The sequence below is a fragment of the Haemophilus parainfluenzae genome, from assembly GCF_003253005.1.
In the GTDB taxonomy this organism is placed as follows: Bacteria; Pseudomonadota; Gammaproteobacteria; order Enterobacterales; family Pasteurellaceae; genus Haemophilus_D; species Haemophilus_D parainfluenzae_M.
Genome location: NZ_QEPZ01000004.1, coordinates 23,187 through 40,590 on the forward strand (window position 1 = coordinate 23,187; position 17,404 = coordinate 40,590).

At 41.1% G+C, this 17,404-nt stretch carries 19 protein-coding genes; 11 read left to right on the plus strand and 8 right to left on the minus strand.

From position 1 onward, the window contains the following. Positions 1-15: 15 nt before the first annotated feature. Both DPV97_RS05760 and polA read right to left on the minus strand, forming a co-directional pair. Positions 16-330, minus strand: coding sequence for a cupin domain-containing protein (locus tag DPV97_RS05760; protein ID WP_070713012.1), 315 nt, complete (start codon positions 328-330; stop codon positions 16-18). 11 nt (positions 331-341) lie between these two features. After that, positions 342-3,140, minus strand: coding sequence for a DNA polymerase I (polA, locus tag DPV97_RS05765; protein WP_070713014.1), 2,799 nt, complete (start codon positions 3,138-3,140; stop codon positions 342-344). A gap of 160 nt (positions 3,141-3,300) precedes the next feature. Between polA and DPV97_RS05770 the strand changes: the two genes are divergently transcribed. Next, positions 3,301-3,606 carry a cell division protein ZapA gene (locus DPV97_RS05770; protein ID WP_049362360.1) on the plus strand — a complete coding sequence of 102 codons (306 nt, stop codon included), beginning with the start codon at positions 3,301-3,303 and terminating at the stop codon, positions 3,604-3,606. Between the two features lie 48 nt (positions 3,607-3,654). Here DPV97_RS05770 and DPV97_RS05775 read toward each other — a convergent pair whose 3' ends face one another. Further along, positions 3,655-4,395 (minus strand): epoxyqueuosine reductase QueH, encoded by a 741-nt coding sequence (locus tag DPV97_RS05775; protein ID WP_049362358.1) that lies wholly within the window; start codon positions 4,393-4,395, stop codon positions 3,655-3,657. Between the two features lies 1 nt (position 4,396). Continuing rightward, entirely contained in the window at positions 4,397-5,386 is a 990-nt protein-coding gene (ispB, locus tag DPV97_RS05780; RefSeq protein WP_070713015.1) for an octaprenyl diphosphate synthase, read from the minus strand. 228 nt (positions 5,387-5,614) lie between these two features. Here ispB and rplU point away from each other — a divergent pair, with 228 nt between their 5' ends. From rplU to DPV97_RS05810, 6 genes are all read left to right on the plus strand, one after another. Beyond that, positions 5,615-5,926, plus strand: coding sequence for a 50S ribosomal protein L21 (gene rplU / locus DPV97_RS05785; RefSeq protein ID WP_049362355.1), 312 nt, complete (start codon positions 5,615-5,617; stop codon positions 5,924-5,926). A 20-nt stretch (positions 5,927-5,946) separates the two neighbouring features. Next, the gene (gene rpmA / locus DPV97_RS05790) at positions 5,947-6,204 is read left to right on the plus strand and encodes a 50S ribosomal protein L27 (protein ID WP_005539872.1); all 258 of its coding nucleotides are present in this window, start codon (positions 5,947-5,949) and stop codon (positions 6,202-6,204) included. A 186-nt stretch (positions 6,205-6,390) separates the two neighbouring features. Continuing rightward, on the plus strand, positions 6,391-7,308 hold the full coding sequence (locus tag DPV97_RS05795) for a DMT family transporter (RefSeq protein ID WP_070713017.1): 918 nt from the start codon (positions 6,391-6,393) through the stop codon (positions 7,306-7,308). A gap of 27 nt (positions 7,309-7,335) precedes the next feature. After that, the gene (gene cgtA / locus DPV97_RS05800) at positions 7,336-8,514 is read left to right on the plus strand and encodes an Obg family GTPase CgtA (protein ID WP_070713018.1); all 1,179 of its coding nucleotides are present in this window, start codon (positions 7,336-7,338) and stop codon (positions 8,512-8,514) included. An 85-nt stretch (positions 8,515-8,599) separates the two neighbouring features. Continuing rightward, the gene (locus DPV97_RS05805; protein ID WP_075876080.1) at positions 8,600-8,953 is read left to right on the plus strand and encodes a helix-turn-helix domain-containing protein; all 354 of its coding nucleotides are present in this window, start codon (positions 8,600-8,602) and stop codon (positions 8,951-8,953) included. Then, complete coding sequence (locus tag DPV97_RS05810; RefSeq protein WP_243585070.1) at positions 8,941-9,759, plus strand: IS3 family transposase; 819 nt, start codon at positions 8,941-8,943, stop codon at positions 9,757-9,759. The genes DPV97_RS05805 and DPV97_RS05810 overlap by 13 nt, the downstream gene beginning before the upstream one ends. A 52-nt stretch (positions 9,760-9,811) precedes the next feature. On the opposite strand, the gene ykgO is transcribed toward DPV97_RS05810, so the two are convergent. The 4 genes from ykgO to arcA all read right to left on the minus strand — a co-directional run bounded on the left by ykgO (position 9,812) and on the right by arcA (position 11,694). Next, entirely contained in the window at positions 9,812-9,949 is a 138-nt protein-coding gene (gene ykgO / locus DPV97_RS05815) for a type B 50S ribosomal protein L36 (RefSeq protein WP_005695435.1), read from the minus strand. A gap of 9 nt (positions 9,950-9,958) precedes the next feature. Beyond that, positions 9,959-10,225 (minus strand): type B 50S ribosomal protein L31, encoded by a 267-nt coding sequence (locus DPV97_RS05820; RefSeq protein ID WP_014064115.1) that lies wholly within the window; start codon positions 10,223-10,225, stop codon positions 9,959-9,961. Between the two features lie 160 nt (positions 10,226-10,385). Further along, positions 10,386-10,868, minus strand: a complete 483-nt coding sequence (gene smpB / locus DPV97_RS05825; RefSeq protein ID WP_070712915.1) for an SsrA-binding protein SmpB — start codon at positions 10,866-10,868, stop codon at positions 10,386-10,388. A gap of 112 nt (positions 10,869-10,980) precedes the next feature. Further along, complete coding sequence (gene arcA, locus DPV97_RS05830) at positions 10,981-11,694, minus strand: two-component system response regulator ArcA (RefSeq protein WP_065243792.1); 714 nt, start codon at positions 11,692-11,694, stop codon at positions 10,981-10,983. Positions 11,695-11,873: 179 nt separating this feature from the next. Between arcA and DPV97_RS05835 the strand changes: the two genes are divergently transcribed. From DPV97_RS05835 to purD, 4 genes are all read left to right on the plus strand, one after another. Continuing rightward, positions 11,874-13,640 carry a protein-disulfide reductase DsbD gene (locus DPV97_RS05835; protein ID WP_070712913.1) on the plus strand — a complete coding sequence of 589 codons (1,767 nt, stop codon included), beginning with the start codon at positions 11,874-11,876 and terminating at the stop codon, positions 13,638-13,640. 110 nt (positions 13,641-13,750) lie between these two features. After that, positions 13,751-14,149, plus strand: a complete 399-nt coding sequence (locus DPV97_RS05840; RefSeq protein WP_049362347.1) for a DoxX family protein — start codon at positions 13,751-13,753, stop codon at positions 14,147-14,149. A 178-nt stretch (positions 14,150-14,327) separates the two neighbouring features. Beyond that, positions 14,328-15,926: a bifunctional phosphoribosylaminoimidazolecarboxamide formyltransferase/IMP cyclohydrolase gene (purH, locus tag DPV97_RS05845; protein WP_049362345.1), complete on the plus strand. Its 1,599-nt coding sequence runs from the start codon at positions 14,328-14,330 to the stop codon at positions 15,924-15,926. A 180-nt stretch (positions 15,927-16,106) separates the two neighbouring features. Beyond that, positions 16,107-17,396, plus strand: a complete 1,290-nt coding sequence (gene purD, locus DPV97_RS05850) for a phosphoribosylamine--glycine ligase (RefSeq protein WP_070712912.1) — start codon at positions 16,107-16,109, stop codon at positions 17,394-17,396. Positions 17,397-17,404: the final 8 nt, after the last annotated feature.

Consider the following 17,404-nt stretch of genomic DNA (forward strand, 5'->3'; position numbering starts at 1 on the left):
ATTCTTTTTAATTTGTTAAATACTGTCTTCTTTCTCTATGACTAATATGCGCGCTTCACCTTGTGGATGAGCAACATGTTCGGTACCGATACCCGCATAAAAAATATCACCCGTATGGAGCAATACTGCTTTCTCTTGACCATTTTCTTTGTAGCGCATTTCCACTGAACCATCCATGACAGCAAAGACTTCTTCACCGTCATTGATATGCCATTTGTAAGGTTTATCTGTCCAGTGTAGACGTACGGAAATACCATTCATATTGGTAATATCAAGTGCTCCCCAAGCACGTTCTGCCTTAAAGTGCTGACTTTGAATAACTTTATTCATGACTATATTCCTTAGTGCGCCTCATCCCAGTTAGTGCCTTGACCTACTTCTACAATCAATGGCACCACTAAATCAGCTGCGCTTTCCATTTGTGTTTTGATGAGCTCGCTATAAAACTCAACTTTTTCTGACCGCACTTCAAACACTAATTCATCGTGCACTTGCATAATCATCGCAATATCGGGATCGTTTTGTAGTTTTTGATCTAATTGAATCATGGCTCGTTTAATAATGTCTGCGGCAGTGCCTTGCATTGGTGCATTGATCGCTACACGTTCGGCTGCTTTACGGCGCATACCGTTAGAGGAGTTGATATCCGGCAGATATAAACGACGGCCGAATAGGGTTTCCACATAGCCTTGGGTTTTGGCTTTTTCACGAATATCGTGCATAAAAGTTTGTACGCCTGGATAGCGTTTGAAATATAAATCCATATAGCTCTGGGCATCGGCGCGGCCAATACCGAGTTGGCGCGATAAGCCAAAGGCAGACATACCATAAATTAAACCGAAGTTAATTGCTTTAGCATTGCGGCGTTGTTCGGACGTTACTTCATCTAGTGCGACACCAAAGATTTCTGCTGCGGTAGAACGGTGAATATCTTTGCCTTGGGAAAAGGCGTTAATTAAGCCCTGATCCTGTGATAGGTGTGCCATAATGCGCAGCTCGATTTGCGAATAGTCGGCCGCAACAATAGTAAAACCTTCGCGTGCAATAAATGCCTGACGAATACGACGGCCTTCTTCATTACGAATTGGAATGTTTTGCAGATTCGGATCACTTGATGAAAGACGACCGGTGGCTGTCACCGCTTGATGGTAGGAAGTATGTACTCGACCCGTTTGTGGATTCACCATTTGCGGCAATTTGTCAGTGTAGGTGGATTTTAGTTTGCTTAGCCCACGATGTTCTACCAATACTTTCGGTAATTCATGACTAAATGCCAATTCCTCCAATACTTCCTCGTTAGTGGATGGTGCACCTTTTGGTGTTTTTTGAATGACTGGCAAACCTAATTTATCAAACAAAATTTCTTGTAATTGTTTGGTGGAAGCTAAATTAAATAGCTGCCCAGCCAAGACATAGGCTTGTTCTTCTAATTCACTTAAACGGTTAGCGATTTCGTTAGATTGTAGGAATAGTGCATCGCTATCAATTAAGACACCACGACGTTCCATACGGGAAAGTACACCTAACAACGGCAATTCCATTTTTTTAAAGAGTTTTTCAAGACTTGGTTCTTTAGAAAGTTTTTCCCATAGCACTTGTTGCAGTTTCATTGTCACATCAGCATCTTCCGCAGCGTACTCAGCGGCTTGCTCCAACGGAATTTGGTTAAAGGTCAGCTGATTTTTTCCTTTGCCTGCAATCTCTTCAAAACTGATGGTTTGATGTCCTAAATAACGTTTTGCCAGATCGTCCATATTGTGGCGACCGGTGCTGTTGAGCACATAGGACTCCAACATGGTATCGAAAGCCACACCTTGCACATCAATGCCATTACGGGCAAAGATGGTGAGGTCGTACTTGAAGTTTTGCCCGACTTTTTGAATGGCTGGATTTTCTAAAACCGGTTTTAACAGCGAAAGTGCGGTTGTTTTTTCAAGGGGTTTCGGTGCACCTAAATAATCTAATTGTAGCGGTAAATAAGCGGCTTCACCATTTTCTAATGCAAAGGAAATACCGACCAAGTTGGCGGCCATATAATCTAAATTATCGGTTTCAGTATCTAGCGCAAAAAGTTTGGCTTGATTGAGTTTTTCCACCCAACGATTTAAATCGGCTTCGGTGAGCAAGGTTTCATAACGGCTACGATCAATTTGAATTGCTGGCAATGCTTCATCTCTATTGTCTTGAGCGAGCGCAGGCGTAGCTTGATAGTGATTAATCTTAGTCGGTTGTTCGTTGTTATTGGTGATGGAATCAGCTCCATTCATCACTTCATTGAGCCAACGCTTAAATTCATAACGGCCGAAATATTCGGTAAGTTGGTCATTATTACTTGCACCAAGAGTGAGTTGTTCTGGAGTAATATCGAGGGCGACATCGGTTTTGATGGTGGCAAGGCGATAGGATAAATCGGCCATTTCTTTTTCCGCTAATAATTTATCACCTAATTTTTTTGCCCCACGAATTGGTAATTCAGCCACTTTGTCTAAGTTGGCATAAATTTCTGCCATGCTGCCGATACCCTGCAAGAGGTCAAGAGCGGTTTTTTCACCCACACCCGCTACGCCTGGAATATTATCGGCGCTATCACCCATTAGCGCTAAGTAATCGATGATGAGTTCAGGTGGAATACCGTATTTTTCAATCACAGCATCGCGATCTAATAAGGAATTATTCATGGTGTTGATCAACATAATGTTGTCATCCACTAGCTGAGCCATGTCTTTATCGCCGGTGCTGATCAAGACTTTTTGATTGGCTTTGGAGGCGGCTACCGCTAAGGTACCGATGACATCGTCAGCCTCCACGCCTTCAATGACTAAAAGAGGAATGCCAAGGGCGCGGATAATATCGTGTAACGGCTGAATTTGTTTGCGCAGATCGTCTGGCATCGGTGGACGATGGGATTTATATTGTTCAAACATTTCATCACGGAAAGTTTTGCCCTTTGCATCAAAGACTACCGCAAGATGGCTCGGTTGCACTTGCGAAATCAGGCTTTTGAGCATATTTAATACACCGTACATGGCACCAGTCGGTTCACCGGCAGAATTGGTGAGTGGTGGAAAGGCATGAAAAGCACGATATAAATAAGATGAACCGTCCACTAGGACTAATGGATTAGGAGCGATAGTTGGCATAAATATTCCGTTCAAAAATAATGAAAAGTGTCGCATTATAGCGTAAATTGCGAAATGGGGCGAACGGATAAAGTGCGGTCAATTAAACGTAAAAAGTATGACGAAGGCATTTGGCTGTGGCATAATAGGACCACTTGAGCATTCAACATAAGGGAATAACATGTCATTAAAACTGGTTGAAGTTGTTGTATTAGGGCAAGTGCTGCGCTTGAATGTCCCTGCCGAACAAGAAGAGATTTTGCGTCAAGCGGCGCGTAATTTAGATCTTCAAGTATCTGAAATGAAAGAGCGTACAGGTTTATTGCAATTAGACCGTGTGCTTTCTATTGTTGCCTTGAATTTAAGTTTTGAATTAACTCAAGAAAAGAATAAAAATGCCCAGATTGAAAACGTGTTATGTACGCGAATTCAACAGTTAGATCATTCTTTAGAGAATGCATTAGGTGGGCGCCTTATCGTCGATTAAATAAAAAAGAACCGCATGTTGAAAGTGCGGTTCTTTTTTTATGTATTTTTAATCGGGCGTGTAATAGAGTTTACCAATTTCAATTTTTTGTCGCCCTGTTTCTTCACGCCATTTATTGCTGTCTCGTAAAGAATAAACGCAGCCACAATATTCTTGCTGATAAAAACGTTCACGCTTACTGATTTCGATCATGCGTTGCGATCCGCCAGCTTTACGCCAGTTGTAATCCCAATAAATCACATCATCATATTTTTCAGCCGCACGGTGACCGCAACCGTTGATTTGATCCATGTCTTTCCAGCGAGAAATACCAAGGCAACTAGTAAACACAGGGAAACCATGTTCATGAGCATATTCAGCGGCTTTTTCAAAACGCATATCAAAACACATAGTGCAACGGATGCCACGTTCCGGTTCCCATTCCATGCCTTTTGCGCGATCAAACCATTGTTGGCGGTCGTAGTCAGCATCAATAAACGGAATCCCAAATTTTTGGGCAAAACGGATGTTTTCTTCTTTACGAATTAAATATTCTTTTAATGGATGAATATTCGGATTGTAAAAATAAATCGTAAACTCAATACCAGAGGCCAAAATGGCTTCCATCACTTCACCTGAGCAAGGCGCACAGCAGGAGTGGAGAAGCAACTTATTATGTCCTTCAGGTAATTCAAGTTTTTCACGAATAAAAGGCGCATTGGGATCCTTGCGCACTTTTTGTTTACGCGTTTTTTGAAATTTAGGTTGAGAATCGACCGCACTTTGCGGTTGAATTTGTTCTTCAGTCATATTAATAAGTTCGGTCTACCGATAAATAAGCCAGTGAAATTAGGGCTTTTTTGTATTCACTTTCAGGTAATAAGGCAATGGCATCAACGGCTTTTTGTGCTTCGTGTTTAGCACGATCCATCGCATAATCAAGGGATTTATGTTCAGCCATAATCGCAAGCACTTCATCGATCGCATCACGTTTTCCGCCTTGTTCAATGGCTTCGCGAATAAGCGCAGCTTGTTGTGGATTGCCGTGACGCATTGCGTGTAACAAAGGAAGAGTCGGTTTACCTTCGGCGAGGTCATCACCCACATTTTTACCTAATGCGGCTGCATTAGCACTGTAATCTAGCACATCATCTACTAATTGGAATGCGGTACCGAGATAGCGACCATATTCTTGAAATGCCGTTTCAATTGATTTTTCAGTACCTGCAACAATCGCAACAGATTGTGCCGCCACTTCAAATAAGCGTGCTGTTTTACTATAAATCACGCGCATATAGCTTTCTTCTGTGGTATCCGGATCATTCACATTCATCAATTGTTGAACTTCACCTTCCGCCAACACGTTGGTGGCATCTGCCATAATTCGAAGAATATCTAGCGATTGTAATTGTGCCACTAACTGGAATGCACGAGTATAAATGAAGTCGCCTACTAATACGCTAGCCGCATTACCAAAGGCAGAGTTTGCCGTTGCTCGACCACGACGCATATCAGATTCATCCACCACATCATCATGTAATAAAGAAGCAGTGTGAATAAATTCCACAAAAGTAGCGCAAGTTGCTACTTTATCGCTTTCGTAGCCTAACGCACGAGCTGCTAAAACCGCAATAAGTGGCCGAATACGTTTTCCGCCACCTTGTACAATATAAAAACCAAGCTGATTAACCATCGGCACATCGGAGTTAATTTGTGCTAAAATGGCTTGGTTGACTTTCTGCATATCCGCATCGGTTAATGCTTGGATTGCATGCATATCCATTAAATCTTGTTTGTTCATCTTCATTTGGTTCGATGGTTGTGTATATAAAAGAAAGTGCGGTGAATTTTACCTGATTTTTCAGGGTTTCTGAAATTAAACTCGAGGAAAAGCGCTTTTTTTTATTTTATTGCAAATAAATGCTTGCGATCGAGTTGTTTTTTCCGTAGAATTTGCAACCTATTTATATGAATTTTGAAGTGCGGACCGAAAATAGTAACGGAGAAGCACAATTATAGCGGAGTATTTATGTACGCAGTTTTCCAAAGTGGCGGTAAACAACACCGTGTGAGCGAAGGTCAAGTAGTTCGTTTAGAAAAACTTGAATTTGCAACTGGCGCAACAGTTGAGTTCGACTCAGTGTTGATGGTCGTTAATGGTGAAGATGTTAAAATTGGTGCACCAGTAGTAGCTGGCGCGAAAGTAGTGGCTGAAGTTGTGGCACAAGGTCGTGGCGATAAAGTTAAAATCGTTAAGTTCCGTCGTCGTAAACACAGCCGTAAACAACAAGGTCATCGTCAGTGGTTCACAGAAGTGAAAATCACTGGGATTCAAGCATAATTTCAGAGGAGATCAAGTAGATGGCAACTAAAAAAGCTGGTGGTTCAACTCGTAACGGTCGTGATTCTGAAGCTAAACGCCTTGGTGTTAAACGTTTCGGTGGCGAATCTGTATTAGCAGGTAGTATCATTGTACGTCAACGTGGTACTAAATTCCACGCAGGTAACAACGTAGGTATGGGTCGTGACCACACCTTATTTGCTACCGCTGACGGTAAAGTAAAATTTGAAGTGAAAGGCGAGAAAAGCCGTAAATACGTAAGTATTGTAACTGAATAATTTTACATCTGATTTGGTAAACGCCCCGCATTATCTGTGGGGCGTTTTCTTTGTTTTCTTACCTGTGATTTACAATCATTAATTAAATCTGTTATCTTGGTACTGTCATTCATTCTCTTCAATATTTCTTAGAATGAAATTTACCTGAATTCCTAACTGTGCTTTAGCCAAATAAAGGAAGACATCATGAAACAACAACCTTTTTTAGGTTTTCTCTTCGCTTTAATTACAGCGATGGCGTGGGGATCTTTACCTATTGCGTTAAAACAGGTTTTATCCGTGATGACGCCACAAACGATCGTTTGGTATCGATTTGCGGTGGCTTCTCTTGCACTATTGATTTTGCTAGGCTACAAGAAAAAGTTACCACAATTTTCGAAAGGTGGTCGTTTTATTTGGCTTGTAATCATAGGTGTAGCAGGATTAGCGGGTAATTTCTTTTTATTTAATAGCTCACTTAATTTTATTGATCCTTCTTCAGCTCAGATTTTTATTCATTTTTCTTCTTTTGGCATGTTAATTTGCGGTATTTTTGTCTTTAAAGAAAAGCTCGGATTACATCAAAAAATTGGTTTAGGTTTGTTATTGGTTGGGTTGGTGCTTTTCTTCAATGATAAGCTTGAGATGTTTAAAGGAGAGAGTGGTTATTTAACGGGTGTCTTACTAAGTCTAACCGCTTCATTAGTTTGGGTTGCTTATGGTATGGCACAAAAGCTCATGCTCCGTCGTTTTAGCTCACAACAAGTTTTATTAATGATGTATTTCGTCTGTCTTTTAGTCTTTACACCTGTTGCTGAATTTTCCCAAGTGAGAGAGCTCAGTCCGTTAGCATTTGGTTGTTTGGCTTATTGTTGCTTAAATACCTTATTTGGTTATGGCGCTTATGCTGAAGCCCTTAATCGTTGGGAAGTTTCTAAAGTCAGCGTTGTGATTACCTTAGTACCACTATTTACAATTTTCTTTGCTCATCTTGCGCATTATGCGAGCCCTGATAATTTTGCCACGCCAGAATTAAATATGATTAGCTATATCGGGGCGTTTGTTGTAGTATGCGGAGCAATTTTGTCGGCAATCGGACATAAGTTATTACCGCAATCAAAGTAAAGTGCGGTTAAATATTGGAGAGTTTTTATGAAATTTATTGATGAAGCCCTGATTCGTGTGGAAGCAGGGGATGGTGGAAACGGTTGTGTAAGTTTCCGCCGTGAAAAATTTATCCCCAAAGGTGGTCCTGATGGTGGTGATGGCGGTGATGGCGGTGATGTTTATTTGGTTGCAGACGAAAACTTAAATACTTTGATCGATTATCGTTTTACGAAACGTTTTGCAGCTGAGCGCGGTGAGAATGGTCATAGTTCAGATTGTACCGGTCGCCGCGGTAAAGATATTACGTTACGTGTGCCGGTGGGAACGCGTGCAATTGATAATGATACTAAAGAAGTGCTTGGCGATTTAACAAAGCATGGTGCGAGAATGTTAGTGGCGAAAGGTGGTTATCATGGTTTAGGTAATACACGTTTTAAATCTTCGGTGAACCGTGCACCTCGCCAAAAAACCATGGGTACACCAGGGGAAAAACGCGATTTATTATTAGAATTGATGCTTCTTGCGGATGTCGGGATGTTAGGTTTACCGAATGCGGGTAAATCCACCTTTATTCGAGCCGTTTCAGCCGCAAAACCAAAAGTTGCTGATTATCCATTTACCACTTTAGTACCAAGTTTAGGCGTAGTGAAAGTGGATGAGAGCCATAGCTTTGTAGTGGCAGATATTCCTGGATTGATTGAAGGTGCATCGGATGGTGCGGGTTTGGGTATTCGTTTCTTAAAGCACTTAGAACGTTGTCGTGTGTTAATTCATTTAGTGGATATTAACCCAATTGATGAATCCGATCCGGCAGATAATATTGCGATCATTGAGTCAGAATTATTCCAATATAGTGAAAAGTTGGCAGATAAACCGCGTTGGTTAGTCTTCAACAAAATTGATACGATGACAGAAGAAGAGGCGCATGAACGTGCTCAAGAGATTACCGAACGTCTTTGTTGGGAAGAAGGGTATCACCTTATTTCCGCCGCAACCGGTAAAAATGTGCCACCACTTTGTCGTGATATTATGGATTTCATTGAAGCGAATCCACGTGATGCGGAAGTAGAAGAAAATAAACCGGAAGAAGTGAAATTCAAATGGGAAGATTACCATCAAGAACAGCTCGCTGAACATCAATTTGATGATGAAGATGACGATGACGACTGGGATGATTGGGACGAAGAAGATGAAGAAGGTGTTGAGTTTATTTACAAACCTTAATGCCTAAATGAAAAAAGAGCGGAAATTTGATCTGCACCCCAAAAGTTGGACTCAACAAACCAACAATTGAGGTGCAGATTTTTTTATGGGTAAACACTACACAATCGAATTTAAATTACAGGTTCTTCAACCTATTCTAAAAGGAAAAATGAGTATTCGAGAAGCAGCTCGTTTTTACAATATTCCTTCCAACGCCCTAGTCGGGATATGGTTGAAACGGTTTGAAAAAAGTGGCATAAAAGGACTTATTCCCCGTAAACCATCAAGACGACCGCCGATGAAACCCAAATATGCAAAAATGCCACCGTCACCCAAAACTGAAGAAGACCGTTTACGCCTGAGAATTTTACAGCTTGAAGCGGAGGTGGCCTACCTAAAGGAGTTGAGAAGGCTCAGACTTCAGGACGAAGCCGAGCAACGGAAATTATCCAAAGGTTAAGAACACGCTATCCGTTAAAATGGCTTTTAGGATTTGCACAGTTAGCGCGTAGTACGTTTTTTGCGAAACTTCAGATTAAACCGGATAAGGATGAGTTGTTGAAAAAGACCATTCAACGCATCAAAGCCAATCATCCTGATTATGGTTACCGACGTGTTCATGCCAGCTTGCCAGGCGTGAATCATAAAAAAGTTCAACGTTTAATGCAGACACTTGGGCTTCAAGTACGGTCAAGAAAAAGCAAGAAATTTACCACCTATCGAGGCACGATAGGGGTGATTGCACCGAATCATCTTGAACGCGATTTTAGTGCAACGGCCCCGAAACAAAAATGGGTGACCGATATCACCGAGTTTAAGGCGAAAGATGGGAGTAAAGTCTATTTATCCCCAATTTTAGACTTATTTAACAATGAGATAGTCTCCTATAATCTCAGCTATTCCCCAAACTGGGCGCAAGTAGAGGACATGTTAATGCAAGCCGTCAAAGGATTAAATAAAGCTTGTGGTGTCATTTTACATTCAGACCAGGGATGGCAATATCAAATGGTAGCTTATCGTCGAATCTTGGCTGAACATGGCATCATTCAAAGTATGTCGAGAAAAGGGAATTGCTTGGACAACGCCGCAATGGAAAGTTTCTTTGGGCGATTAAAAACGGAATGCTTTTATGGTCGGGAATTTAACAGTAGAGAGGAGATAGTTGATGCCGTCAGAGATTATTTGGATTACTATAATCATCGACGGATTCAACTAAAATTAAAAGGACTGAGTCCGATACAATATCGAAAACAATCCTTTAAATAACAGTCTAACTTTTTGGGGTCAGATCAATTTGACCGCTCTTTTTTTATTGGGGTTAACCTTTCTTTTTCCCACCTTGACGCGCTTTAAAGCGAGGGTTGGTTTTCGAAATGACATAAACGACACCGTGGCGACGAACAATTTTGCAGCCAGGACGGTTTTTTGCGCTTTTGAGTGAAGATAATACTTTCATTGAACATTCCTATTTTGATTTAAATGCGCCAAATTTACCGTAACGGCTTGCAAATTCACTTGCACGACCTTCATTACCAATTTGACGAGTTTTACCAGTATAAAATGGGTGAGAAGCAGATGAGGTATCGCACATAAATACAGGGTATTCATTACCATCTTCCCATTTCATGGTGTTGTTGGTTTTAGCACAAGAACGGATCAGAAAGCCTTGTTTTGCGTTGGAATCATAAAATAAAACAGTACGATAATTTTCAGGGTGAATGCCTTTTTTCATTAGAGCTCCTTATATAACGAAAAGAATTGGGCGAAGATACTAATTCAAAAGAGAATGATTATCAATATAATTTTATTCATGGCTATGAGAATTTTTTTCATATTGAGAAAAAGAAAAATGCCTTTCGATTGAAAGGCATTTTGTCAGTTTGGAGGGAGAGTTATCCACGATGTGCGTTTTTCATAATACGCTCTTTCGCTACTTTCCATTCACGCTCTTTAATATCATCACGTTTATCATGTTGTTTTTTACCTTTCGCAAGACCGATTTTGATCTTTGCCCAAGCACCTTTCCAATAAAGAGAAAGGGCAACAATGGTAAAACCATCACGGCTTGATTTACCGAAAAGATTATCCAGTTCACGTTTATTCAATAAAAGCTTACGCGTACGCGTCGGATCGCAAACTACGTGGGTCGAGGCCAAGCTTAATGGTTGAATGGTTGCGCCAAATAAATAGGCTTCCCCATTTTTAAAAATGATATAGCTGTCGCTGATATTGGCTTTACCTGCGCGCATTGATTTTACTTCCCAACCTTGTAATTCAAGGCCGGCTTCAATTTCATCTTCAATAAAATATTCGTATCGAGCTCGTTTATTTAACGCAATGGTGTTGGAGCCGACTTTGACTTTTTTCTTGGTCATTGTTATCCGTTGTTTATTAATCGTAAATTGGCGTTGATTTTACCGAATCTCGCAGTGGATAGCAAAAAACAAAAGGCTGATTTGACTCAGCCTTTTATTACTTAATGATCAATTATTCTTCTAACTCACCACAGAAACGATAGCCTTCACCATGCACGGTAGCAATAATTTCTGGTGTATTAGGATGATCTTCAAAATGTTTTCGAATACGACGAATTGTTACATCCACAGTACGATCTTGTGGTTTTAATTCACGTCCTGTCATTTTTAGCAATAATTCTTCACGAGTTTGCAATTTGCCAGGGTTTTCGCAGAAATGCAACATGGCACGGAATTCACTACGAGGCAGTTTAAATTCAACGCCTTCAGGTGTGATTAAATTATGGCTATTTAAATCCAGTGTCCACCCATTAAAACGATAGTTCTCACGTTGTAAATGGGTTTCTTTGCCATTTAGTGTCATGGTGCGATGCAATAAATTTCGTGCACGAATGGTGAGTTCTCTTGGGTTAAATGGTTTAGTGAGATAATCATCTGCCCCAATTTCCAAGCCTAAAATTTTATCGACCTCGTTATCTCGTCCCGTGAGGAAGATTAATGGAATTGCAGCTTTCTCACGTAACTCACGCCCTAGTAATAAACCATTTTTACCAGGTAAGTTGATATCTAATACGATGAGATTAACCGTTTCTGAGTTTAACTGACGATACATTTCTGCACCATCTTGTGCTTGTAATACCTCATAGCCCTCAGCTTCAAAAATTCCTCTTAACGTATTACGGGTTACCGCTTCATCTTCCACAATGAGAATTTTTGGGGTAGCCATTCGTTGCTCCTTGTTATACTTCGTTATGGGCATATTCTATAATTGTAACATTGCTGTAACAACAGAAAAGTGCGGTCATTGTTTAAATTACATTTAATTTTATGATCTAAGTCATAAATTATTAACATTCCGCTTATTTATGCTAGAATTTTAGCAGGAACAATAGTTGGAACTTTATGATGAAGCGAATTCTTCTTTTTTTATTTTTTATTTTTACCGCACTTTCCACTCAAGCCGGTCTTTTTGATAAGAAACCGGCTTTCTTGCCAGTGGATGAAGCTTTTCAATTTTCAGCTGCGAAAAGCGAGAATCAAGAAAATGTGATCGTCAATTGGTCGATTGCAGAAGGGTATTATCTCTATCAAGAGAAAATTTCCGTGAAGCTCAACCAAGAGGAAACCTCATCATTTGATGAGCCGACATTTTCTATTTCACCTGAAGATTATAACGATCCTTATTTTGGCTTAATGAAGATTTTCAAAAAGCCTGTGCAAGCTATTTTTAAAGCGAGTCAGTCGCCATTAAAAGCAGAAGATATGGTTGAGATTGCTTACCAAGGTTGTACTGAGGGCTTTTGTTATCCTCCTGAAGTGAAAGAAATTAAAGTGGCAGATTTGCCTATTGCACAGGTCGCTAATACTGAAAAAACATCGGAAAACTCGACCGCACTTTCAGCACAACCCAAAGCAGAACAAGACCGTTTAGCGGAAAGTTTATTTAACAGCAAATATGCTGTATTTGGTTTCTTCTTGTTAGGATTAGGTTTGGCCTTTACCCCTTGTGTATTGCCAATGCTACCACTGCTTTCAGCGATTGTGATTGGTCAAAATCAACGCCCTAATATGTGGCGCGCTTTCGCATTAAGCTTTGTGTATGTGCAGGGGATGGCGGTGACTTACACCTTATTAGGCTTGGTTGTGGCTGCAATTGGTTTGCCATTCCAAGTGGCTTTACAACATCCTTATGTGATGATTGGTTTATCAATCATCTTTGTCTTGTTAGCCTTGTCGATGTTCGGTGTATTTACCTTACAGCTCCCAAGCTCCTTACAAACAAAACTCTCTTTACTTAGCCAACAGCAAAAAGCAGGTGCCTTTGGTGGCGTGTTCTTAATGGGGATGATTGCGGGACTTGTGGCTTCACCTTGCACATCCGCACCGCTTTCAGGTGCTTTGCTTTATGTGGCGCAGAGTGGGGATTTGTTTACTGGTGCGATTACGCTTTATTTGCTTGCGTTGGGTATGGGCGTACCGCTGATTTTAATCACTTTATTTGGGAATAAAATCCTGCCTAAATCAGGCATGTGGATGGAAACGGTCAAAAAGCTCTTTGGCTTTGTGATGCTCGCATTACCGGTATTCTTAATTTCTCGTATTTTGCCAGAGGAATGGACACCAAGATTATGGGCGATGCTCGGTACCGCATTTTTCATCTGGTTTGCTTTTCAGATGCCGAAAAATGGCACAGGTTGGGTATTCCGAATTCTCTTTTTAGTGGCAGCCATGATTAGTGTTAAACCGCTTCAAACTTGGGTGTGGGGCGAAACCTCAACACCAAGTGCGGTCGAAAATAAAGTGGTTTCCCATGTTGAATTTAAGAAAGTGAAAAGCGAAGCTGAATTGCAACAAGCACTTGCTGAAAATAACAAACCACTTGTGATGCTCGATCTTTATGCGGATTGGTGTGTGGCGTGTAAAGAGTTTGAAAAAGAAACATTTAGTGATCCAAGTGTCCAAAAAGCCTTTGGTGACATGCTGCTTCTTCAAGTCGATATGACAAAAAACTCCGAAGAAAACCGCGCTTTAATGACAAAATATAAAGTGTTAGGTTTACCGACGATTTTATTCTTTGACCGAGATGGAAAAGAAATTGAAGGCAGTCGTGTTAACGGATTCATGCAGTCCGTTGAGTTTCTACAATGGATTGAGAAAATCAGTAAACCATAAAATTATTTCTTAATCGTAAAAAGTCCTTTTCGATTTTAGGTATTGTTTGTCTTTAAGTTAATCATTAATATACGCCCTGTTCTCAAATCACTTTTTATTAGGAAAACTTTATGAAAAACTTAGAAAAATACGCTCCGTATGTTTTAGCTTTATTACGTATCATCGCTGCGTATATGTTTCTCTTACACGGCACAGCGAAATTCTGGGAATTCCCAATTTCAATGACGGGCGGTAACGGCGCAGTAGGCGATCCAATGATGATTGTCGGTGGAGTAATCGAGATTGTCGGTTCAATCCTATTAATTTTAGGTTTATTTGTTCGCCCAGCGGCATTTATCCTTTCAGGTCAGATGGCTTATGCGTATTTCTTTATGCACGCTGTAGGTAAAGGAAATCTATTCTTCCCAATCGCGAACGGTGGTGAACTTGCTTTATTTTATTCTTTAGTGTTCTTCTATTTTGTGTTTGCTGGTGCTGGCGCATTTTCTTTAGATAACCGAAAACGTTAATCAATCATCTTATTCATTTATTGCCCGCATTTTGCGGGCTTTTTTGTTTTTAAAATCGCTTAAATAAACCACCGCACTTTAATTGCGCTTACCAAGAAAATTTTCTCTATATAAACGCAAACGTTTGCGTTATAATTCACCCCGCTTATTTTTAACCATTTAATGAAAGGAAAATGTAATGACAGATCGTCCAATTCGTCAGGCTTTACTGAGTGTTTCTGATAAAACCGGTATTGTAGAATTTGCTCAAGGCTTAGTACAGCGTGGTGTAAAACTACTTTCCACAGGCGGTACAGCAAAATTGTTGGAGCAGCATGGTTTGCCGGTAACTGAAGTGTCTGATTATACGGGATTCCCAGAAATGATGGACGGTCGTGTGAAAACCTTACACCCAAAAGTGCACGGTGGGATTTTAGGTCGTCGTGGTACAGATGATGCCATCATGCAGAAACATGGTATTGAAGGCATTGATATGGTTGTCGTGAATTTATATCCATTTGCGGCCACTGTGGCTAAACCAGATTGTACCTTGGCTGATGCGGTAGAAAATATCGATATCGGTGGACCAACCATGGTGCGTTCTGCAGCGAAAAACCATAAAGATGTGGCGATCGTGGTGAATAATCATGATTTCAACGCAATTCTTGCGGAAATGGATAAACACCAAAACAGCCTAACACTTGAAACCCGTTTTGACCTTGCGATTAAAGCCTTTGAACATACCGCTCAATATGATTCCATGATTGCCAACTACTTTGGACAAATGGTGAAACCGTATCATGTGGCAGAGGAAGAAGATGCGAATGCGAAGTGTGGTCAATTCCCGCGGACTTTAAATCTTAACTTCGTACGTAAACAAACCATGCGTTACGGCGAAAATGCACATCAAAATGCTGCTTTCTACGTTGATTTGAATGTGAAAGAGGCGAGCGTGGCTACGGCTAATCAACTCCAAGGTAAAGCCTTGTCTTACAATAATATTGCTGATACTGATGCAGCACTTGAATGCGTGAAAGAATTTGATGAGCCGGCTTGTGTGATCGTTAAACATGCCAATCCATGTGGCGTGGCTTTAGGAAAAGATATTTTAGAAGCCTATAATCGCGCTTATCAAACCGATCCAACTTCTGCATTTGGCGGCATTATTGCTTTCAACCGTGAATTAGACGAAAAAACCGCGAATGAAATTGTGGAACGCCAATTCGTTGAAGTGATTATTGCACCGAAAGTTTCTGCTGAAGCGCAAGAAGTCGTGAAACGTAAGAAAAATGTTCGTTTGCTTGAATGTGGTGAATGGACTTCTCGTTCTGAACGTTTAGATTTCAAACGCGTGAACGGTGGCTTGTTAGTACAAGATGCCGATTTAGGCATGGTTGGTTTGGATGATTTAAAAGTGGTGAGCAAACGTCAACCAACCGAACAGGAATTAAAAGATTTATTGTTCTGCTGGAAAGTCGCGAAATTCGTGAAATCCAATGCCATTGTTTACGCCAAAGATAACCAAACCATCGGCATTGGTGCAGGTCAAATGAGCCGTGTGTATTCTGCTAAGATTGCGGGTATTAAGGCGCAGGACGAAGGCTTAACCGTAGCCGGTTGTGTAATGGCATCTGATGCGTTCTTCCCATTCCGTGACGGTATTGATGCAGCGGCGAAAGTAGGTATTCAATGTGTGATCCATCCAGGTGGCTCAATGCGCGATCAAGAAGTCATCGATGCAGCAGATGAACATAATATGGTGATGGTATTGACTGGAATGCGTCATTTTAGACATTAATTTATGTCGTCACTTCGCTTAATGAGCGACTTATACCTCCCCCCTCTTTCGTAAAGAGGGGGTTAGAGGGAGATTTAAACGATGCTAAATATACTATGAGGTTGAAATAACTTCTGCCAAATCTCCCCTAACCTTCTTTGCTAAAGAGGGGATTAAATTCAAAAAGATACAAGGAGCATTATGAACATCCTCATCATCGGAAATGGCGGTCGTGAACACGCCTTGGCTTGGAAAGCTGCAAAATCTCCACTAGCAGATAAAGTTTTTGTCGCACCAGGCAACGCAGGTACAGCATTGGAACACAAAGTAGAAAACGTAAACATTGCTGCGACTGATGTTCCCGCATTAGTGAAATTTGCTCAAGATAAGCAAATTGGATTAACCATTGTAGGACCAGAGGCACCGCTAGTGATTGGTGTGGTTGATGCATTTCGTGAAGCTGGATTGAAGATTTTTGGTCCAACTAAAGCAGCTGCGCAATTGGAAGGTTCAAAAGCATTCACCAAAGACTTCCTCGCTCGTCACAAAATTCCAACGGCAGAATATCAAAACTTCACCGAAGTTGAGCCAGCATTAGCGTACTTGCGTGAAAAAGGTGCGCCAATTGTCGTAAAAGCAGATGGTTTGGCAGCGGGCAAAGGTGTAATCGTGGCAATGACATTGCAGGAAGCGGAAGAGGCTGTGCGCGATATGCTTTCTGGCAATGCCTTCGGTAAAGCTGGCAGTCGGGTGGTTATTGAAGAATTTCTAGATGGCGAAGAAGCCAGTTTTATCGTCATGGTGGACGGTAAAAATGTCGAACCTATGGCGACTAGCCAAGATCATAAACGCGTAGGTGAAAATGATACAGGCTTAAATACTGGCGGTATGGGCGCGTATTCGCCTGCGCCAGTGGTGACACCAGAAATTCATGATCGCATTATGCGAGAAGTGATCTATCCAACGGTCAATGGCATGGCAGTGGAAGGCAATGTTTACACAGGTTTCTTGTATGCAGGACTAATGATTATGCCGAACGGTCAACCAAAAGTGATTGAATTTAACTGTCGTTTTGGCGATCCGGAAACGCAGCCGATTATGCTTCGTCTTGAATCCGATCTCGTTGAGCTTTCTCTTAAGGCTTGCGAGGGAAAATTGGATGAAGTGAAATCCCAGTGGCATCCAAAAGCGTCCTTAGGTATTGTATTAGCTGCGGAAGGGTATCCAGGCGATTATCGTAAAGGTGATGTGATTAGCGGTTTACCACAAAGTGCGGTCGAAAATGAGAAAGTTTTCTTAGCGGGCGTTGCAGAACAAGAAGGCAAGTTAGTCACGAACGGCGGTCGCGTGCTTTGTGTTACTGCGTTAGGCGAAAGTGTATTTGAAGCGCAACAAAAAGCCTTAAAACTCGCTGAGCAAATTCAATGGTCTGGACGTTTTTATCGTCGAGATATTGGTTATCGTGCTGTTGAACGTGAGCAGCAAAAATAACGACATTA